17 protein-coding genes and 1 pseudogene are annotated in these 20,594 nt (G+C 38.1%); 2 read left to right on the top strand and 16 right to left on the bottom strand.

Features of this window, described 5'->3' with window-relative positions:
• Window positions 1–3 precede the first annotated feature (3 nt).
• The 15 genes and pseudogenes from DWZ63_RS02405 to gpr form a co-directional block, all read right to left on the bottom strand.
• Entirely contained in the window at window positions 4–1,029 is a 1,026-nt protein-coding gene (locus DWZ63_RS02405; RefSeq protein WP_118498578.1) for a bifunctional oligoribonuclease/PAP phosphatase NrnA, read from the bottom strand.
• A gap of 93 nt (window positions 1,030–1,122) precedes the next feature.
• Window positions 1,123–1,494, bottom strand: coding sequence for a 30S ribosome-binding factor RbfA (gene rbfA / locus DWZ63_RS02410; protein ID WP_118498580.1), 372 nt, complete (start codon window positions 1,492–1,494; stop codon window positions 1,123–1,125).
• Between the two features lie 132 nt (window positions 1,495–1,626).
• On the bottom strand, window positions 1,627–4,617 hold the full coding sequence (gene infB / locus DWZ63_RS02415; RefSeq protein ID WP_347474819.1) for a translation initiation factor IF-2: 2,991 nt from the start codon (window positions 4,615–4,617) through the stop codon (window positions 1,627–1,629).
• 25 nt (window positions 4,618–4,642) lie between these two features.
• Window positions 4,643–4,951, bottom strand: a complete 309-nt coding sequence (locus tag DWZ63_RS02420; protein WP_022013957.1) for a ribosomal L7Ae/L30e/S12e/Gadd45 family protein — start codon at window positions 4,949–4,951, stop codon at window positions 4,643–4,645.
• A complete protein-coding gene (locus DWZ63_RS02425; RefSeq protein ID WP_055942448.1) occupies window positions 4,941–5,231 on the bottom strand; it encodes a YlxR family protein in 291 nt (96 codons plus the stop codon). Before DWZ63_RS02425 ends, DWZ63_RS02420 begins: the two co-directional genes overlap by 11 nt.
• 28 nt (window positions 5,232–5,259) lie before the next feature.
• Window positions 5,260–6,312 (bottom strand): annotated as a pseudogene (gene nusA, locus DWZ63_RS02430) (transcription termination factor NusA); the annotation flags it as partial.
• A gap of 25 nt (window positions 6,313–6,337) precedes the next feature.
• A complete protein-coding gene (rimP, locus tag DWZ63_RS02435; RefSeq protein ID WP_022013960.1) occupies window positions 6,338–6,835 on the bottom strand; it encodes a ribosome maturation factor RimP in 498 nt (165 codons plus the stop codon).
• 225 nt (window positions 6,836–7,060) lie between these two features.
• Window positions 7,061–7,993, bottom strand: coding sequence for an N-acetylmuramoyl-L-alanine amidase (locus DWZ63_RS02440; protein ID WP_118498584.1), 933 nt, complete (start codon window positions 7,991–7,993; stop codon window positions 7,061–7,063).
• 209 nt (window positions 7,994–8,202) lie between these two features.
• Window positions 8,203–9,798, bottom strand: coding sequence for a peptide chain release factor 3 (locus tag DWZ63_RS02445; RefSeq protein WP_022013962.1), 1,596 nt, complete (start codon window positions 9,796–9,798; stop codon window positions 8,203–8,205).
• A 185-nt stretch (window positions 9,799–9,983) separates the two neighbouring features.
• The gene (purE, locus tag DWZ63_RS02450) at window positions 9,984–10,499 is read right to left on the bottom strand and encodes a 5-(carboxyamino)imidazole ribonucleotide mutase (protein ID WP_022013963.1); all 516 of its coding nucleotides are present in this window, start codon (window positions 10,497–10,499) and stop codon (window positions 9,984–9,986) included.
• A gap of 142 nt (window positions 10,500–10,641) precedes the next feature.
• Window positions 10,642–11,898, bottom strand: a complete 1,257-nt coding sequence (gene hemW, locus DWZ63_RS02455) for a radical SAM family heme chaperone HemW (protein ID WP_118498585.1) — start codon at window positions 11,896–11,898, stop codon at window positions 10,642–10,644.
• A 43-nt stretch (window positions 11,899–11,941) separates the two neighbouring features.
• Window positions 11,942–13,756 (bottom strand): translation elongation factor 4, encoded by a 1,815-nt coding sequence (gene lepA, locus DWZ63_RS02460; RefSeq protein WP_022013965.1) that lies wholly within the window; start codon window positions 13,754–13,756, stop codon window positions 11,942–11,944.
• Window positions 13,757–14,007: 251 nt separating this feature from the next.
• Entirely contained in the window at window positions 14,008–15,714 is a 1,707-nt protein-coding gene (locus DWZ63_RS02465; RefSeq protein WP_118498587.1) for an AAA family ATPase, read from the bottom strand.
• 101 nt (window positions 15,715–15,815) lie between these two features.
• On the bottom strand, window positions 15,816–17,105 hold the full coding sequence (locus tag DWZ63_RS02470) for a stage II sporulation protein P (protein WP_182431425.1): 1,290 nt from the start codon (window positions 17,103–17,105) through the stop codon (window positions 15,816–15,818).
• A 238-nt stretch (window positions 17,106–17,343) separates the two neighbouring features.
• Window positions 17,344–18,441 carry a GPR endopeptidase gene (gene gpr, locus DWZ63_RS02475; protein WP_118498591.1) on the bottom strand — a complete coding sequence of 366 codons (1,098 nt, stop codon included), beginning with the start codon at window positions 18,439–18,441 and terminating at the stop codon, window positions 17,344–17,346.
• A gap of 479 nt (window positions 18,442–18,920) precedes the next feature.
• Between gpr and rpsT the strand changes: the two genes are divergently transcribed.
• Both rpsT and DWZ63_RS02485 read left to right on the top strand, forming a co-directional pair.
• Window positions 18,921–19,184, top strand: coding sequence for a 30S ribosomal protein S20 (rpsT, locus tag DWZ63_RS02480; protein ID WP_118498593.1), 264 nt, complete (start codon window positions 18,921–18,923; stop codon window positions 19,182–19,184).
• A gap of 164 nt (window positions 19,185–19,348) precedes the next feature.
• On the top strand, window positions 19,349–19,831 hold the full coding sequence (locus tag DWZ63_RS02485; RefSeq protein ID WP_055942476.1) for a dCMP deaminase family protein: 483 nt from the start codon (window positions 19,349–19,351) through the stop codon (window positions 19,829–19,831).
• A gap of 61 nt (window positions 19,832–19,892) precedes the next feature.
• Here DWZ63_RS02485 and DWZ63_RS02490 read toward each other — a convergent pair whose 3' ends face one another.
• On the bottom strand, window positions 19,893–20,591 hold the full coding sequence (locus DWZ63_RS02490; RefSeq protein WP_118498595.1) for a peptidoglycan recognition family protein: 699 nt from the start codon (window positions 20,589–20,591) through the stop codon (window positions 19,893–19,895).
• Window positions 20,592–20,594: the final 3 nt, after the last annotated feature.

Below are 20,594 nucleotides of genomic sequence, written 5' to 3' on the forward strand. Positions count from 1 at the left end.
TCTTTATTTATTGAACATCTGACTTTCAATATGACCTGTTATATTGTTTACAACATCATGTGCAGAGCCACGCATTGTAAAGCCTGCCGCTTTTACATGACCGCCGCCGCCAAAAAATGATGCTATCTTACTTACATCTATATAATTGTTTGACCTTAAACTTACTTTGTATTCCTGGTCGCCTATCTCGTGTAAAAGTATTGCAACTTCAACACCCTGTGTTATGCGAAGCTGGTCAATTATTCCCTCTATATCCTCTGTTTTAGCTTCATAAAACTCCATCATTCTTCTGGTGATAGTCGCCACTATACACTTTCCATCCATAACACGCATACTCGCAAGAAGCGTTCTTCCAAGAAGCTGTGTCTGTGTATAAGTCCTCTGGAGAAAACACTCATCAATATATTTCCAAAAAGGAATACCTGTTTCTATAAGTTTGCCGGCTATCTCCATCGTCTTTTTTGATGTATTTGAATACCTGAACACTCCCGTGTCAAATATTATTCCTATGTATAAAGCTCTCGCAATCTCAAATTCCAGCTTTTTGTCATTTTCAAGCGACAAAATGGCATCTGTAATATTTGCCTTATTTAGTGAATTTGAGAACTTTTCATCCTCAGACATAAGACAATACAACACTTCACAGGTTGAACTTGCATCCGCTTCAACGATATTTACTCCCGCATAGCATCTGTTGCTTATATGATGGTCTATGCACATTGTACTTTTGGCATTATAAAATGCTTTCTGTGCATCACCAAGTCTGTCGGGCGAGCTGCAGTCAAGTGCTATAAAAAGGTCAAATTTATCCTGCGGCACGCTGTTTGAGAATATATCTTTCTTATCATCCATAAACTGAAATACTTCCGGAACAGTTTCTATATAAACACATAGATTTTTTTCAGGATAAAATCTTTTAATATACCTCTGTAATGCAACGCACGCACCGATACAGTCACCATCAGGTCTTACATGACCTGCTATCATGATCTTTTTCGCATCGTCAATAGCCTTATTTAATTCATTCATTTGTCATGTCCCCTTTTCTTCACGATTTGCAAAAAAGAGCAAAACCAGCGTTTTGCTCTTTTTACGCCCTCATATCAGAGCAAAAACTTAAAATTATTTTTCATTTTCAGACTCTTTTTCTATGAGTTCATCAATTTTCTTTGACATATTTACACCGTATTCAATAGAATCATCTATATAAAATGTAAGCTCCGGTGTGTTGCGAAGGTTTAATGATTTAGCAAGGAGTGAACGTATATGTGATGCGGCACTTGCAAGCCCTTTTTTTGTTTTCTCCTTATCTTCATCATTTCCAAGAACACTCACAAAAACCTTTGCAAATTTCAGATCCGGTGTCACATCCACTGACACAACAGATGTCATAGGATGTATTCTCGGGTCTTTGATGTCTCTTGAAATAATCTTACTTAGCTCTCTTTGAACTTCTCCATTCATACGAGAATATTTTATACTGTTTTTTCTCATATAAATCATCCCCCTATTCTTTTTTTAATGTACTCTCAAAATTCTTCGTTCTGAAGATTCTGAGAGTACATTTATATTGTATGAAACATAAACATTGCTGTCAAATCATAGGTATTGCCTTATAACAATCTCTTAGCTTCTAGGAACTTCCACCATGATATATGCTTCTACCTGGTCCTCTACCTTGATATCGTTAAATCCTTCAAATACAAGACCACATTCATATCCGGCAGCAACTTCTTTAACATCATCTTTAAATCTCTTAAGCGATGCAAGCTCACCCTCGAATATCTGCTCGCCCTCACGGCTTATTCTTACCTTACAATTTCTCTCAATCTTTCCGTCAAGTACATAAGAACCTGCGATCATTCCGACACCTGATGCCTTGAATGTCTGTCTTACTTCTGCATGACCGATTACTTTTTCCTCATATTCAGGATCAAGCATACCCTTCATTGCTGCCTCGATGTCTTCGATAGCATTATAGATTACCCTGTAAAGTCTTACATCTACTTTTTCTCTGTCTGCTATCTCTTTTGCTGTATTGTCAGGTCTTACATTAAATCCGATGATTATCGCATTTGACGCACTTGCAAGAGATACATCCGACTCATTGATAGCTCCAACTGCCCCGTGGATTATCCTTACGGCAACCTCATCATTGCTGAGTTTAAGAAGACTCTGTTTAACTGCTTCAACTGAACCCTGCACATCAGCCTTAACGATAAGGTTAAGCTCCTTGATATTTCCTGCCTGTATCTGAGAGAACAATCCGTCAAGTGTAAGTTTTGACTTGGTATCATCAAGTAGTTTTTCTCTTCCCTGTTCAATATATACCTCGGCAATGTTTCTTGCTTCTTTATCGCTGTCTGTCGCCATAAATATCTCGCCTGCATCAGGAACATCATGAAGTCCCAATATCTCAACAGGTGTTGATGGAAGTGCGGTCTTAACTCTCTTACCCTGGTCATCCATCATGGCTCTTATCTTACCATATGCAGCACCAACTGCGATATTGTCTCCGACATGGAGTGTACCTTTCTGGACAAGTACAGTTGCAACAGGTCCACGTCCTTTATCGAGCTGTGCCTCGATAACGACACCTCTTGCTTTTCTGTTTGGATTTGCCTTAAGCTCAAGCACTTCGGCAGTAAGGATTATCATTTCAAGAAGCTGGTCGATACCCTCTTTTGTGTGGGCTGAAACAGGTACGAATACCGTATCGCCACCCCAGTCCTCTGCAATAAGACCATGCTCTGTAAGCTCCTGCTTAACTCTCTCGATATTTGCACTAGGCTTATCAATCTTGTTTACTGCAACGATTATTTCTACACCTGCTGCCTTAGCATGGCTGATAGCCTCTATAGTCTGTGGCATAACACCATCATCAGCCGCTACTACAAGTATAGCTATATCTGTTGACTGTGCACCACGCATACGCATTGAAGTAAATGCTTCATGTCCCGGTGTATCGAGGAATGTTATCTTCTCACCGTTTATCTCTGTCACATAGGCACCGATATGCTGTGTGATTCCGCCTGCTTCTCTTGATGTTACACTTGTTTCCCTGATTGCATCAAGAAGTGATGTTTTACCGTGGTCTACATGACCCATTACACATACTACAGGAGGACGCTTAACCATAAGGCTCTCGTCTTCTTCATCTTCTTTAAGTATCTCTGCTATCTTGTCAACCTTTTCTTCCATCTCAGCGATACAGTTATATTCAAGAGCGATTTCCTCTGCCTCCTCAAATGTTATCTCGTGGTTGAGTGTTACCACCTGACCGCGCATGAAAAGATTTTTGATAACAGTTGACGGTGTTACTTTCATTATATCTGAAAGTTCTTTGATAGTCATCTTTTCAGGAAGTGTAATAGTACGGATTCCATCTTCCGGCTCCTGTGGCTTTGCTATAGGTTCAGGCTTGATGAAAGCACCCTTACGATTTGGATCCTTTTTCTTCTTTCTGCCCTGCGTAAACATCTCTTCATCATCCATATCTCTGTCACGCTCTCTGCCATGTCTTTGTTTTGCACTTCTTGAATCCTTGTTTGCTCTCTGCTGTCTTGACTGCTTAACCTCAGATTTCATCGAATCCATAGGCATTGCAGGACCTCTTGAAAATCCGCCGCCGTTTCCGTTTCTATTTCTGTTGTCTCTGTTTCCACCGTTTCTGTTGTCACGATTTCCATTTCTGTTGTCTCTGTTTCCACCATTTCTGTTGTCACGGTTTCCGTTTCTGTTATCTCGGTTTCCACCGTTTCTGTTGTCTCTGTTTCCACTGTTCCTGTTGTCACGGTTTCCGTTTCTGTTGTCTCTGTTTCCACCGTTTCTATTGTCACGGTTTCCGTTTCTGTTGTCTCTGTTTCCACCGTTTCTGTTGTCACGGTCATCCCTATTTCCACCGTTTCTGTTGTCGCGGTTTCCGTTTCTGTTGTCACGGTCATCCCTGTTTCCACCGTTTTTGTTATCACGGTCATCTCTGTTTCCACCGTTTCTGTTATCACGATTTCCGTTATTTCTGTTTTCTTTGTTGTCTCTCTTTGTTTCTTTCTTAGTTTCCTGAGACTTTATTTCCTTTTCTGTTTCTGCTTCTTTCTTAGTTATATCTTTCTTTTCTTCAGCTTGCACAGTTTCCTCTTTTCCCTTTTTCTCTGTTTCCTTTGTCTCTTTTTCCGGCTTTGTCTCCTCAGCTTTTTCAATCTTCTTTTCAGTTTCAACAGCCGTCTTTTCTTTTATTTCTTCCTTTTCTGCCTTAGCTTCTTTTACTTCCTCTTTGACCTCAGCTTTTTTTACCTCTTTAGTCTCTTTCTCAGGCTCAGCTTTCTTTGCTGCTTTTGTTTCTTCCTTAACAGCCTTAGCCTCATCAGCTTTTTTTGAAGTTTCTGCTTTTGCTTCAGCTTTCTTTGGCTGTTCTTTTTTCTTTGCACTTTCTTTCTTTTTAGAATCTGATAAATGCTCTTTTGCGTGTTTTAACAAAAATCCTATAGCATCATCCTCTATAACACTCTGAGAGCCTTTAACCTCAAATCCGTTTTCCTGCAATAATGTAACAACATCTTTATTCTGTAAATTCGGAAACTGTCGCTGCATACTGCTGACAATTTCGTATATCTTCATTTTAGCCATATATTACCAAAACCTCCTAGTCTATATCCATTTTTTTCATAATTGCCTGTGCCAGACCACTATCAGTCACCGCCAGAGATGCCCGAAATGTTTTACCTGTTGCTTTTCCGAGTTCATCTTTCGTCCAACATTCTTTAATCGGCACATGATAAAACTCACACATATTTCTGAATTTTTTTTTGGTATTGTCAGATGCCTCCGCTGATACTATAACCAAAGATGCCATGCCTGACTTAACGGCATTTTCAGTCATAAATTCACCGCTTGCAATCTTTCCTGCTTTTGTCGCAAGACCTATCATACCAAGAGCCTTATCAACTTTCACCTTTAATCATCTCCTTTTCAAGTTCCTGATATATGTCCTTTGGAATCGGTGTCTTTAATGAGCGTTCTAAGGATTTTTTCTTAACCGCCTGCTTTAAACATTCAGTTGAATTACATATATATGCACCCCTGCCATTTTTCTTTCCGGTAAAATCAACTGTTATCTCACCCTCCGGTGTTTTTATAACTCTAATAAGTTCTTTTTTGTCTTTTTTGTCGCCACAGCCTATACACTGGCGTGTTGGCGTTTTCTTTCCGGCTAATGTATTACCCTTACCCAATTCTGACACCTCCTAAGTGTAACAATTATTCACATTTTATGTCTATCTTGTAACCTGTAAGTTTTGCTGCAAGTCTTGCATTCTGTCCCTCTTTGCCTATGGCAAGTGATAACTGATCCTGTGGAACAACGACGCTTGCAGTCTTTTCTTCCTCGTCTACATCAACAGATATGACCTTTGAAGGACTGAGTGCATTTTCTATAAGCACTGCCGGAGAATCACTCCAGTTGATAATATCTATCTTCTCACCACGAAGCTCCTCAACGATAGCATTAACTCTGCTTCCGTTTATACCTACACACGCTCCTATGGCATCTACATTAGGGTTGTCTGTTGAGACAGCCATCTTTGTACGCGAACCTGCTTCTCTTGCGATACTTCTTATCTCGACTGTTCCATCCTGTATCTCTGTTACTTCTTCTTCAAAAAGTCTCTTTACAAACTCAGGATGTGAACGCGAAACCGTAATCCTAGGCCCCTTTGTCGTATCCTTAACTTCAACGACATAAAGCTTGATATGTTCTGTCGGTTTGAAATGCTCGCCCTTGACCTGCTCACTCTCCATAAGGATGGCATCTACTTTTCCAAGATTTACACATATATTTTTTCCACTGTATCTCTGAACGATACCTGTGATAACCTCCCTCTCTTTTTCAAGATACTGAACATAGAGTACCTTTCTTTCTTCTTCCCTTATCTTCTGAACAACAACCTGCTTTGCTTTCTGTGCTGCAATTCTTCCGAAATTTTTAGGTGTGACCTCAACTTCAACGGTATCACCTATCTCAGTCTTGTCATGGACTAAGATTGCTTCCGTGATACCCATCTGTGTAGCTTCATCTTCAAGATCATCATCATCGACAACTTCTTTTATGGCAAATACCTTTACCTCACCCGTCTCTCTGTTGACATTTACCCTGATATTCTCTGATTTGCCAAACTGGTTTTTACAGGCAGCGAGAAGCGAATTTTCTATTGCTTCGAGAATAACTTCTTTACTTATCTGTTTTTCCTTTTCAATTATATCTAATGCCTCGATCAATTCAGACTTATCTGATTTTGTAGTTTTTTTAGCAGCCATTTTTGCCTCCTTATTCTTTATCATTTTAAAAATCTATTGTCAGTTTTACAGTTGAAATATCTTTTCTGTTTATAACATATTCGTTTGCAAAATCTGTTTCAAGAGTTATCGTGTCCTTGTCAAACTCTTTGAGCATACCCGTTATCTGCTTAACAGACATCTCTTTGCCGTTTCTTGGATTTGGAATCTTAACTGCTTTATAAAATTTCACATCCACATCTTCACCGATGCTTCTCTTAAAATCTTTTTCTTTCTTAAGCTGTCTTCCAAGTCCCGGTGAACTCACCTCAAGTATATATGCATCCGGAATGAAATCCTGTTCATCCATAATATCACTCCATGCACGGTTTACAAGTTCACAATCATCAAGCGTTATACCGCCCTCTTTGTCAACATAAGCACGCAGATACCAGTTTCCTGCCTCTTTTACATACTCTACATCGACCAGTTCAAAATTATTCTCTGTCATGATAGGTTCGAGAATTTTCTCTGTCCGTGTTTCATATTCTTCGCGTTTTGTCAAGCACATAACCTCTTTTCCACAAAATTAAAGAGTGGACTTGGCAGCCCACTCTAAGTATAATTACTTATTAACAATAAGATTTTATCACAAATTCCCATAATATGCAAGTGCTTTTTGGTCGATTTGCCTATATTTCTGGTATTTTTACATCAAAATGATATATTTTCTATATTTTAATCAAAGGACTGAATGCCATTTCTCAGATTTAAACAGCATAGCATTATCTCATACTTTGACATTTATTCCGACTGATATTCCTGCCGAAATAATAATCCTCGTCTCAAAACCATTCTTGAACAAATTATCTTCCGCTGCCCTTGCATCAGCATACTTTTCATATCTGCCGTGGCATACACTGTAAAGTCGGCCGCTCTTTTCAACAAAACAGTCAAAGCCGAGTTTCTGGACATTTTTTGCAAGTTTGTCGGCATTTTCATAATGCCTGAACAGCCCCATCTGTACCGAAAACCTCTCAGAAACGCTGCTTAAATCAGTAGCAGTTCCACTATCTGCTCTATCTTTTTCAGCTTTGAACCCGACAGCAGTTTCGTCTTTTACAGCAGTTTTATTTCTATTCAGAGCGATTGCCGTTTTGCTCTCTGACATCATTGAAACTCCCGTTCCTGCTGCCCCCGACACCGTTCTTACGATGGCATCCGCTATTCCTCCTGCTATCTCATCGTTTTTTTCATCAAACAGCCTGTTATCCGCATCAGTATTTATAAATCCCGTTTCAATAAGCACCGCAGGCATCCTTGTTCCTCTGAGTACCGCAAGATTTGGTCTTTCGATTATACCAAGATCTTTAAATCCCACATTTACAAGTTCTTTATTTATATTTTGTGCCATAACAAGCGGTATTCCCTCTGCTGAATACACAAGCGTCTGAATGCCTGAATATGTATCAGGCATCGGGCTTGAATTTCTGTGAAATGATACAAAATAGTCGGCATCACTCCTGTTTGCGATACCTGCTTTCTGGTTTGGACTCTGGTAAATATCTTCCGTTCTCGTATAAATAACATTCACACCTCTGTCCTCAAGTTCCTGACCAACCTTGAGCGTCAGACTAAGATTGTCATCTTTTTCTTTTCTTCCGTTAAACATCGCTCCATTGTCAAAACCTCCGTGACCGGCATCAAGCATTACTGTAGCCAATTTTTCCACCTCAAAAACTTTTTGTATCTATTATATTCATGTATGGGTGATAATTGATAAAATTATTTTTTTAATATTCAAAATTTAAGGCAATAAACTTGACAAGAGCAGGAGAATACCTTCTCCCGCTCTTAATTTGCAAATTTTTTAATTCAATTTTTTCTTTTAAGCCATACTTTTTTGCATACTTTAAAATCTTAGTTTACACTTTAATTTTTCTTAAATTCAAGAAGCTCAAGCCCCTCATTATCCTCTAATACCATTCTTATCATCCACTCATTTACAAATAGTAATAAAGGATTTCCTTTCATGTCTTTTACAGCTTTAACATTGTTCATCCGCTTAAGTTTTGTCACATCTGTTGACGGGTCACCTACCCATCTGATGTATTCATAAGGAAGTGCTTCAAGGCGTATCTCACATCCGTATTCATTTTCAAGACGGTATTTAAGCACATCAAACTGAAGCACACCTACAACACCTACGATTATCTCTGACATTCCCGCCGAAAACTCTTGGAAAATCTGTATCGCACCCTCCTGTGCTATCTGGGTTATACCTTTTACAAACTGCTTACGCTTCATGGAATTAAGCTGTATAACCCTGCAGAAATGCTCCGGTGCAAATGTAGGTATTCCTTCATATTCATACTTATGTCCAGGCATCGTTATCGTATCACCGATAGAAAATATACCAGGGTCGAATACACCGATAACATCACCGGCATACGCTTCCTGTATGACCTGTCTGTCCTGTGCCATTATCTGCTGCGGCTGTGAAAGTTTGAGTTTTCTTCCACTCTGGACATGATAAACATCTTTATCTGCGTTGAACTTGCCTGAGCAGATACGCATAAATGCTATTCTGTCTCTGTGTGCCTTGTTCATATTTGCCTGTATCTTAAATACAAACGCTGAAAACGGCTCCGATACCGGGTCGATAAGCCCCTCATCTGACATTCGCGGAAGTGGTGACGATGTCATTTCGAGGAAATATTTAAGGAAAATTTCTATACCAAAAGTATTTAATGCAGAACCGAAAAATACAGGTGAGAGTTCTCCCTTGCTTACTTTCTCCATGTCAAGCTCATCGCTTGCACCGTCAAGAAGTTCAATCTCATCAACAAGCTGGTCATAGAGATTGTCCGGAACAATCTTTCGTAACTCGGGGTCGTCAATCGCATAATCTGTTTCTGCCGCTGATTTTGCACCGCCTGTTGAAACAGCTTCAAAAGTCCTGACTGTCTTTGCTTTTCTGTCAAATATTCCTTTAAACTCCTTACCTGAACCGATAGGCCAGTTTATCGGACAGGTTCTTATTCCGAGAACGGTTTCTATATCATCGAGAAGTTCAAACGAATCTTTTGCGTCTCTGTCCATCTTGTTTATAAATGTAAAGATAGGGATATGACGCATAACACATACCTTGAAAAGTTTTATCGTCTGTGCCTCAACACCCTTTGATGCATCAATAACCATCACGGCTGAATCTGCCGCCATAAGCGTTCTGTAAGTATCCTCCGAGAAATCCTGGTGTCCCGGTGTATCAAGGATATTTATGCAAAATCCATCATAATTAAACTGCATAACCGAAGAAGTAACAGAGATACCACGCTCTTTCTCAATCTCCATCCAGTCCGATACGGCATATTTTGAATTTGCTTTTCCCTTAACCGAGCCTGCCGTATTTATGGCTCCTCCATAAAGAAGAAACTTCTCAGTAAGAGTTGTTTTACCTGCATCAGGATGAGAAATAATCGCAAAAGTTCGTCTTTTCTCAATTTCTGATTTTATATTATCAGCCATCATAACCTCTTTTCCACAAAAAATTACAGCTCACATATTTTATGTGTGAACCGTAATTTTTAATCATTTTTTATTTATCTGCTTTCTATAAGATGAACGCTTTTGCGTTCATCATTCATAATCAAGCTTATATCTTTACATTGAAGTTTCGCTAGAAACTTCTAAGATGAACGCTTTTGCGTTCATCATTTCATCTGTTTTATATAAGCTTCATAACCTATCTTGCCAAGTTTCTCGTCTTTTGCAACTACCTGGTCTTTAAGTTCTTCCTTATAATTTGCAAGTTTCTCTCTAAGCTCCTTATCAGAGATAGAAAGCATCTTTGCTGCAAGAATAGCTGCATTTGCTGCTCCGTTTATAGCCACTGTCGCAACAGGTATTCCTGAAGGCATCTGTACAATCGAATAAAGCGAGTCAACTCCACCAAGTGACTTTGTATGGATAGGGACTCCTATTACCGGAAGCGGGAACATTGCTGCACACATACCGGGAAGATGAGCTGCTCCACCTGCACCTGCTATGATAACCTCAATGCCTTTGCTCTCTGCACTCTTTGCATACTCGACAAATACATCCGGTTCTCTGTGTGCTGATATTACTTTCATCTCATAGTCAATACCAAACTTTTCAAGCATCGCTGCTGCCTTTGACATAACCGGTAAATCTGAATCGCTTCCCATTAAGATACTTACTTTAGCCATTTTGTATTTCCTCCATTGTTTAAAATATTATAATGTTGGGGGCAAAAGGTGCTCTGCCCTTAACTGATGCCACAAATTGCTCCATTGCTAAACAACTTGAGCAATCCTGTATATTTACAATCAAATCTTATTTCTGTCTGCTTTAAAGCAGAAACTCTGACAAAATATAATTACTTAAATCAATTCCTTTATCTGTCAGATAAATTCTATCACTATTATCATTTTCAGACAATAGGTTATTTTTTATAAATTTATCTATCACATCACCGTAAATTTCATCAATACTGTAATTAAACCTGTTCTTAAACTCAGTTTTTGACACACCGATGCACTTTCTAAGACCGACAAACATAAATTCTTCCATCTTTGCTTTTTCTGTCAGCTTCTCATAACTTTCAACTTTACTTTTTATTTCCGTATCAAAATTACAGCCAACCGTGGAAGTTTTCATCCTGTTTTTTCCATTTTCTTTGTCTGAAACTATCGCATCACAAGAAAATATATTCAATTCGTTTACTTTATCAGAACACATAACATCCTGATATTTCTTCATTTCTGAGAAGTTTGAAAATCTCGCTCCCTCAAAATATGATGAGGCACCAAGCCCTATACCGATATAATCGTCAAGATTCCAATAGACGAGATTATGCTTACATTCCCTGTCTTTTTTGCAATAATTTGATATTTCATATCGGTGGTACCCGTTTTCTTCAAGGAATTTTTTTGTATAAGAATACATCTGCCTGTCTGTATCTTCATCAGCAATATCAAGAAGTCCATCCTCGTGCATCTTATAAAAGACCGTTCCCGGCTCGATTATAAGACTGTACGAAGAAATATGTTCCGGATTCAATGCCACAACACGCTCAATAGTTTTTCTGTAACTATCGAAACTCTGCTTAGGAATGTCACTCATTAAATCTATATTTATATTGTTGAAATCAGCACCCCTGAGCAGATGATAACTCTCAAGAAATTCCTCGTAGGTATGAATTCTCCCAAGAAGTTTAAGTTCCTTGTCAACTGTGCTCTGAAGTCCGAGACTCACTCTATTCACACCAATCTTTTTGATTGCATTTATCTTTTCATTGTTGAGAGTTCCCGGATTTGCCTCTATCGTAAACTCTGCATTATCGTCAATATCAAACTGCTTTATAATATCTCCAAGCCGTTCAAGTTCCGATGCCGAAAGGCAGGTTGGCGTACCGCCGCCGACAAAAACAGTCTTAATCCTGTATCTGCCTGAAAGTTTATTTTTCCAAAAAATACTCTCCCTGTAAAGGGCATCAAGGTATTTTCTTTTCGTATCATCATCAGAACTAAACGAAAGAAAATCACAGTAATTACATTTTTTCACGCAAAACGGGATATGGACATATAACGCAATATCTTTTTGCATTTGCAAATACCTACCCTTTTATCTTAGTTTTAGATACGATGTTTTACTCCTCATCAAGTTTCAATACACTCATAAATGCCTGCTGTGGGATTTCTACATTTCCAAACTGGCGCATCCTCTTTTTACCTTCTTTCTGTTTTTCAAGAAGTTTTCTCTTTCTGGAAATATCACCACCGTAACATTTGGCAAGCACATCTTTTCTCATTGCCCTTACTGTCTCTCTTGCTATTACTTTTCCTCCGACTGCCGCCTGAATAGGTATTTCAAAAAGCTGTCTCGGTATCTCATTTTTAAGTTTCTCACACATCTTTCTTCCACGCTCGTATGCCGTGTCTGCATGAAGTATAAATGAAAGTGCGTCTATTTCTTCTTTATTTATAAGAATATCAAGTTTTACAAGTTTTGACGGAACATATCCATTCATCTCATAATCAAGCGAAGCATATCCTCTTGAACGGGATTTGAGTGCATCAAAGAAATCGTAAATAATCTCATTGAGCGGCAAGTCATATTTAAGAAGTGCTCTCGACTCCTCCATGTATTCCATTCCAATATAAACTCCTCGTCTTTCCTGACAAAGTGTCATTATCGCACCTACAAACTCCTTAGTAACCATTATCTCGGCTGAAACCATAGGTTCTTCCATATGCTCTATTTCTGACGGGTCAGGAAGATTTGACGGATTTGTAACCTCTATCATTTCACCGTTTGTCTTGTAAACATGATAGATAACACCAGGTGCTGTCGTTACAAGGTCAAGATTGTACTCTCTCTCTAATCTCTCCTGAATTATCTCAAGATGCAAAAGACCAAGAAAGCCGCATCTGAAACCAAAACCAAGTGCAATGGAAGTCTCAGCTTCAAACTGTAGTGCCGCATCATTTAATTGAAGTTTTTCAAGTGCATCCCTAAGGTCAGGATATTTCGCACCATCAGCCGGATAAAGTCCGCAATAGACCATCGGCTGGACTTTTTTATATCCCGGAAGTGCCTCGTCACAAGGATTTTCTTCAAGCGTGACCGTGTCACCTACTCTTGTATCACTTACATTTTTAAGACTTGCCGTGATATAGCCTACCATACCTGCCGAAAGCTCATCAGACGGAATAAACTGACCCGCTCCAAAAATACCGACCTCGACAACATCTGCTTTTGCCCCTGTTGCCATCATTTTTATCTCGTCACCCTTTTTGACACAGCCGTCAAATATACGGCAGAATATGATAACACCCTTATAAGCATCATATAATGAGTCAAAAATAAGTGCCTTAAGCGGCTTGTCTACATCTCCTGACGGTGCAGGAATCTTCTTAACTATCTGCTCTAAAACTTCATCTATGTTTGTTCCCATCTTTGCGGAGATAAGAGGTGCATCCTCGGCATCAAGACCGATAACATCCTCTATCTCACTCTTAACTCTCTCAGGCTCGGCACTAGGCAGGTCTATCTTATTTATGACAGGCATTATCTCTAGGTCATGGTCAAGTGCAAGATAGCAGTTTGCAAGTGTCTGTGCCTCTATACCCTGTGCCGCATCAACAATAAGTATGGCACCCTCGCAGGCAGCAAGGCTTCTTGAAACCTCATAGTTAAAATCCACATGACCCGGTGTGTCAATAAGATTAAATATATATTCCTCACCGTCTTTTGCCTTATATACGATACGCACTGTCTGTGCCTTTATCGTGATACCACGCTCTCTCTCAAGCTCCATATTGTCAAGAACCTGTGCCTGCATCTCCCTGCTCGTAAGGAGTCCCGTTTTTTCAATGATACGGTCTGCAAGCGTAGATTTACCGTGGTCTATATGTGCTACGATACAAAAATTTCTGATATTGGACTGTTTAATTCTCTCCATTGTATTCCTCCGCTGTTTTTTTCCATTGTTTTTTATTGTATCACATACGACGGTTATCAGTCAAAACATTTAGGTTTCCGTAACAGTTCAGCCATAAAAAGATAAGCCTGTTACTATCTGCCGTCTATCAGTACCTCTTTGTCGCAGTTTAAAAAACAAACTGCAACAGATTTTGGCAATGCTTCGCATCCTAAATTGCCAAAATCCTCACACGAAACTTTTTCTTACGATATTTTCGGTTCCGAAAATATCTACCGTCCATCTATCAACACCTCTTTACCTCTAAACGCAAAACCATAGTGATGAATGTTTTCTTCTTTCACTCCTCGTTTAACAAGCTCTGCATTATAGTTTTTTTCTTCTATCTGCTTTAATGCCGCTTTTACCGTTTCTTCAAGTGAGTTTTCTTTTCTATGATTTATCACTTTAAATTCTATTACGATGCCCGGCAGTTTTTCATTTGTTTTGTCTATTGGTTCAAGCATTATGTCATATCGACCGTAGCCGCTCTCACGGTTTGAGGTAATGATGTAGTTTTCTGTCTGGTCTACTATAAGTCCTAGTACAAATCCGTGGTAAAAATTTTCTGGAGCTTTTCTTTCTGAATTATGTTTTCCTGAGTCAAATGAACTAAATGTATTCAATGCTACATCATTCATGTACTCATTCATACTTTCTATATCACCACTTATGAGTGCTCTTATAAACTCATTTGTTTCATGCTTTGCGGGACTGAACCATCTGAGTATCATTTTTCTGAACATAAACAATATCTCACGGTTTGTCAATGCAAGTTCATATTCATTATCGCTTTCTCTTATCAGATTCAACTCTTCTGACGAAACAACTTTCAAATAGCCGCTCGCAAGCATAAGACTCCACACAGCATCTTCTGAATAATCAAGTTCAGAGAATACTATCTGTTCATCTATAACGACATTTATTTTTTCACCCCTGATAAGATTTTCTACCATTGTTTTTATATATGAGCTTCCTTTTTGAACAAGACTGTTTATAAGTCCATTTGAACTTGACTCTGCCCAATACAATGCGATTTTCTTTTTATCCAGATAATTAATTATCGACCACGGATTATAAATATCACTTTTTTCTCCAAATTTAAAGCCATCATACCATGTTTTCACAATTTCTTTTTCATCTGGCAGCCCCTGTTCATCAAGTGCGTTAAACACCTCTTTTTCAGTAAATCCAAATGAAGTCTCATATTTTGGTGATAATGTCGTAACTACTTCAAGATTATTCAAATCAGAAAATATGCTTTCTTTCGATACCCTCGTTATACCTGTCATTATCGCTCTTTCGAGATATGGATTTGTCTTAAATGTTGAATTAAAAAAGCTTCTTGTAAAAGCTACAAGTTCTTCCCAGTACCCGTTTACATAAGCCTCCTGCATAGGTGTGTCATACTCATCAAGAAGTATGATTACTTTTTTGCCATAATAACGGCTGAGATAGTGAGAAAGATTATTTAAAGCCTCTTGAGCTGTCTCATCATCCATCCCCACTCGAACAGATTTGTATTGCAGCCTTTCATTTTCATTATACAAATCACTTTTCATTATATAATCAAATACATTATATAAATTTATAAGCTCGTTTTTTATCTGCTTTACAGCACTCTTATAAGTATTCTGTTTTATCTTGGCAAAACTTAAAAACATCACCGGATATGTCCCCTGCAATTTGCGATACTTTTCATCGTTCCATATTTCAAGACCCTCGAATAAATCCCCTCTGTCCTTATATTTGTTTGAGAAAAAACATTCAAGCATACTCATGTTTAATGTTTTTCCAAAACGGCGTGGGCGTGTTATAAGTGTAACTATATCGTCATTGTCCCACCACTCTTTTATAAAATTTGTCTTATCTACATAAAAGTTATCTTTTTCCCGTATTGACTCAAAACTTTGATTTCCTATACTTATAACCTTTGCCATATGCACCCTCCTGTTTATTTTTCACTTATCCAGTCCCTTATTTAGTAGCTTCATTTTAACATTGAAGTATGGTAATGTAAAGCTAATACCCCTGCAGCAGCTTACCTGCCGCCAAGCACCTGACCTATCACTCCTGCAAGATGCGGCATGGCATTTTTTGCCTCCTGTAATGTATTGTTTTCATTTCCAAGTTCTATAAGGAGCGACCTTTTTCTAAGATGCAGGTTATAGCGATAGCCTTTAAGATAGACCGGCTTTGCAAAATCAGTATAATTTTCCATGCACTTTAATTTTAACTGTAAACTAAATGCAAGATTGTATTGAAGATTTGGATTATAAAGATACCCTATATTTCCACGGCGATTTCTTGATAATCCGTTAAAAAGCATAATCTGTGCTGTCCTCTTACCGTTTATCACGGTTGTTCTGTGCACCTTGTTTCCTACTCCGTCCCTGTGCAGATCTATCACCACTTGTACTGACGGATATTTTTGCAATGTCCTCTTTACCTGATTAGCCGCATTATTATAAGCCCTGTTTCTGTCTATCCTGCCATTTATTATGTCATATCTGGTTGTATCATGTATCACATTGTAACCTTGTTTTTTCAGATAATATGTAAGTGTTGTACCGACTCCGACAATCGACTGGCTGACGACTCCGCTCTTGCTGTCACGAAATGCTTCTGAACCTCCATGAGTATGAAATATAAGTATCTGCGGCTTTCTTCTGTTCTTTTTTATTCTAAGGTCTGCCGACAAGAGTTTTTTTACATTAAAAATCTTATCATCAATGGAAGTTGTCGAATCTGTTATATAAAAATTTTTTAAAAGGTAATTCCTGTTAAGTCCTTTTTTCAGCGTATTTATTTTACTTATGTTTGCCTTTAATGCAGCCCTGCTGTTATGACTTATCACTATATCCTTCTGTTTTATCTTTTCACTGTCACCTTTTAGTTTTTCCTCTTTTTTTGCCGCTTCATTTTCTTTTTTTGCAAGCTCTAAATCTTCATTTTCTTCCTGACAAGCCTGTCTGTATAATTCTCCTGACATTCCGCTCCATGTATTTTTACGACTGTTTTTTCCCGCCCATGTCATTGCCGTTTTTTCAGCATTTTTCTCACTAACACTCTGAAATCTGTTTCCATTTTCAACTATATATGTAACTCCCGAATTTGTTCCTGTTATAAACTTAAGCCAAAGTGGAACCTCACTTCCGTTTTTTGCCATACTTATTGTTGTGGAATTTGAATATCCAAAATCCACGAGTATATTTGCAGTCATTTTTTTTAATTTATCCGCAATATTTAATTTCTCCAGCCTGACTATAAAAAAACTTGACAGCCATATGATAACAACAGCAACAGCAACAAATTTCCTTGTATTTTTCATATACCATGTCCTACTCTTTCCAACAGCAAATCCCCACTGCCGATGTGTCACGGCATCCATTTTTATATAATGTACCCCGAAATCTTCTGAATGAAGAATTTCGAGAGCACATTATGCCTTTACACAACAGCTATTGCCGTTATTACATATTTTAAATATTACTACTCACAGTTACGATGTAAAAGTAACTATATATCTTCTAAGAACAAAATATGCAGAAGATTTTATTTATATGATTTTATTTCTGCAAAGCCATATTTAGTCCGCCGGCTATTGCTTTTCCGATAAAAAATATCTGCTCGTCAATATCTTTAGGTGTCACAAACAGACCGCTGTATTTGTCATTTGACATTCCATTTAAAAATATGTCAGTTTCCTCCTGAGAAAATCCCTGCTTAAGAAGCGTCTCCTCTATACAGTCATATGCAACCGTAGCCATTGATACAACTGTCGGCACACCTATCGCAATCACCGGAATTCCCATGACATCCCCGTTTATCTCTTTTCGCCTATTTCCAACCCCCGCACCTGGTGATATTCCCGTATCCGTCACCTGAATTGTATGACACAGCCTTTCAGTATGTGTTGAGCAGAGTGAATCTATCACTATAATGCAGTCAAAATCCCCTTTGCACACAATATTTCTTATTATGTCGCAAGTCTCCATTCCTGTCTGCGACAACACTCCCGGTGCTATGGCACATATTTTTTCAGGGACTATATCTATATACTCCACAACTTTATTACCGAGCATATCAGGCGTCGCATATCTGTTGCCAAGCCCAGCTATCATTATTCTTTTATCTGCTTTATCTCTGCTTACTGTTATATTATCTATTTTTATTTCACTATTCTCTTCATATATTCTTTTTTTATTTGATTTATCACACTCTTCATTTTCTCCTGTTTTGCCTTTCTTTATCCTATCATTATCTTCATCTTCTTTATTTTTCTTCTGATTTTCCCGATTTTCGTTTTTTTTATTCTTCTTTATATTTATATTCTCATCACCTTCACCCAATACACTCCCTGCCACTTTTCTGTTCTTACTTACTTTTTCAACAATAATGCTTTCCACAATCCCTGCCAAAACTTTTTCAAGCCCTGTCTCGTCACTTTTTTCCCACTCTCTATCTGAAAATTCAAGAGTAATATATTTTCCTACCGGCTTTCCCATCGCTTTCATGCCATGTTCATCCTTAATTTCAACCTCCGTCATAGAAATTCCTGAAATGCCGGTATCTCTCTTTATTATCTTAACTCCTGGAATCTCTACATTATCATCCGGAAAACTCTCCCTGACTTCAAGAGCCAAATCTGTCACTCTGCTAAGCATAATTTCCTCCCAAATATAAGCTGTGTTGATTGCGAAGATAACGATGTTTTTCAATCACACGATTACTCATAAAAATAAATTTTTCCATTAATATATCTAAAATAACCACACCTTTTAACTTCTCCAAAAAAAATATAAATATACAATTACAAATACAAACAAATTTTCCACCACACCAAACTCACAGCCGAAGCAAAAGATTGTCATACTGACCGAAGGGCGTAGAACCGTGTCGGTACTTGGCAGATGTATTTTATCTGCCTATGTACTGCTACACGGTTCTCCGAGCGAAAGCGTCCCTGAGCGTAGCATGAAAATCCTTTGCTTCGGCGTCCGTTCGCCAAAAAAATTATAAAAAACTCTCAAAAACCACTTGACAAACACCTTAAAAATCACTATGATAAATGAGTATGTTTACTTCAAAGCGACCGTGTCCGGTTTGATGAAACAAAAGATTTCACAATTGGGAGGTGTAAGGAATGGCTAACATTAAATCAGCAAAGAAAAGAATTTTAGTTGATCGCAGAAATGCAGAGAGAAATAAAGCAATCAAGTCTAAAGTTAAGACAGCTATCAAAAGTGTTGATGCTGCTATCGCAGCAGGAGATAAAGACGCTGCTTCTAAGGCTTTAACAACAGCAATCTCTGAAATCAATAGAGCTGCAAGCAAAGGTGTTTTCCACAAGAAAACAGCTTCAAGAAAGATTTCTCGTATTACAGTTGCTGTAAATAAAATCGCGTAATCTATTTAAAATTTAAAGAGTTGCCAATGGTGTGGGCAACTCTTTTTTGATATATAGGAAAATACTCTTAATGCAGCGTGAAGCCAACGAGAATTGTAAAGCAATTCTTGGTTGCAAAACGCTGGTTTTGACCTTTTTATAATATAAAATACAGGAGACAAACGATGAAAAAAGAAAATTATTTAAAATGGGATGAATATTTTATGGGCATTGCTCTCCTCTCTGCTGAAAGGAGTAAGGATCCACATACAAGCGTGGGTGCCTGTATTGTCAGTGAAGATAATAAAATCTTATCCGTCGGCTATAACGGGATGCCTATGGGCTGTTCTGACGATGAATATCCGTGGGAACGCACCTCTGACAATGAACTTGATGCCAAATATCTTTATGTCTGTCATGCTGAGCTTAACGCATTATTAAACTATACCGGTACAAACTTAAAGAATGCCACGATTTATACTACACTCTTTCCGTGTAATGAATGTACGAAAGCTCTCATTCAGTCAGGTATAAAGGAAGTTATATATATGTCAGACAAATATTCTGACACTCCTTCCGTTATCGCAGCAAAAAGGATGATGAACTCCGCTGGAGTAAAATTTACCCCATATAAACCAATAAACCGAAATATAGAATTACAGCTTTAAACCTAAAAAGGGAAATACCTCATCAACGGTATTTCCCTTATATTTTTATATCTATACTTTCTTACTGAGCCTTTCCTTTATATCTCATTATGTAAGACCAAATATCATTTTTTAAATCTCTCCATTTAGTCTTATGCTTGACATAATAGAGCGGGCAAAGCTTACCAGTCACATCATAATGTCTTATCACATTACTTTTACTGACATCGTACCGCGTACAAAGCCAGCCTGTAAGTTTTATCAGTGACTTATAAGTTTCCATGGAAAACTTACCGGTTTTGTCCGGATGGCAGCACTCAATCGATATGGTATCAGAGTTTCTATTATTTGAAGCATAAGAAATTTCATTTAAAGGAATACATTGTATAATCTGTCCATGAAGTCCGATAATAAAATGACTGCTCACTTTGTTTTTGCTGCTGTCTTCCTCATTTTTCCTGCTCTCAAAATAATTTCTGTTTGCCATCGCATCAGTTCCCGGATTTGCTGTATAGTGAATAACAATACCTCTCACTCTTCTTAAAGCAATTCCTGGTCTTGAATTTATATTTTCCGTAAGTAATCTCACATTTATCTTTGGTCTTGGCACTTTTATACTGCTCAAGTTGGTTTTTGATACATCAGAGCTTCTCTCTTTTAAAAACTCTGATTTGACAGCCAATATGCCCCCAACAACTAAAACAGATATAACTGCTGCCAAAACCGAAACACGCAATACTTTCATTCTACGACGCCGCTTCGCTTTTGAAAGTTTTTTCATATT

This window comes from Clostridium sp. AF34-13 (assembly GCF_003477845.1).
Taxonomy (GTDB): domain Bacteria; phylum Bacillota; class Clostridia; order Lachnospirales; family Lachnospiraceae; genus Butyribacter; species Butyribacter intestini.

Coding starts and splice junctions, on each gene's coding strand:
- DWZ63_RS02405 (WP_118498578.1), bottom strand. CDS start 1,029: ATGAATGAATTAAATAAGGCTATTGACGATGCGAAAAAGATCATGATA.
- rbfA (WP_118498580.1), bottom strand. CDS start 1,494: ATGAGAAAAAACAGTATAAAATATTCTCGTATGAATGGAGAAGTTCAA.
- infB (WP_347474819.1), bottom strand. CDS start 4,617: ATGAAGATATACGAAATTGTCAGCAGTATGCAGCGACAGTTTCCGAAT.
- DWZ63_RS02445 (WP_022013962.1), bottom strand. CDS start 9,798: ATGGCTGATAATATAAAATCAGAAATTGAGAAAAGACGAACTTTTGCG.
- purE (WP_022013963.1), bottom strand. CDS start 10,499: ATGGCTAAAGTAAGTATCTTAATGGGAAGCGATTCAGATTTACCGGTT.
- hemW (WP_118498585.1), bottom strand. CDS start 11,898: ATGCAAAAAGATATTGCGTTATATGTCCATATCCCGTTTTGCGTGAAA.
- lepA (WP_022013965.1), bottom strand. CDS start 13,756: ATGGAGAGAATTAAACAGTCCAATATCAGAAATTTTTGTATCGTAGCA.
- DWZ63_RS02465 (WP_118498587.1), bottom strand. CDS start 15,714: ATGGCAAAGGTTATAAGTATAGGAAATCAAAGTTTTGAGTCAATACGG.
- DWZ63_RS02470 (WP_182431425.1), bottom strand. CDS start 17,105: ATGAAAAATACAAGGAAATTTGTTGCTGTTGCTGTTGTTATCATATGG.
- gpr (WP_118498591.1), bottom strand. CDS start 18,441: ATGCTTAGCAGAGTGACAGATTTGGCTCTTGAAGTCAGGGAGAGTTTT.
- rpsT (WP_118498593.1), top strand. CDS start 18,921: ATGGCTAACATTAAATCAGCAAAGAAAAGAATTTTAGTTGATCGCAGA.
- DWZ63_RS02485 (WP_055942476.1), top strand. CDS start 19,349: ATGAAAAAAGAAAATTATTTAAAATGGGATGAATATTTTATGGGCATT.
- DWZ63_RS02490 (WP_118498595.1), bottom strand. CDS start 20,591: ATGAAAAAACTTTCAAAAGCGAAGCGGCGTCGTAGAATGAAAGTATTG.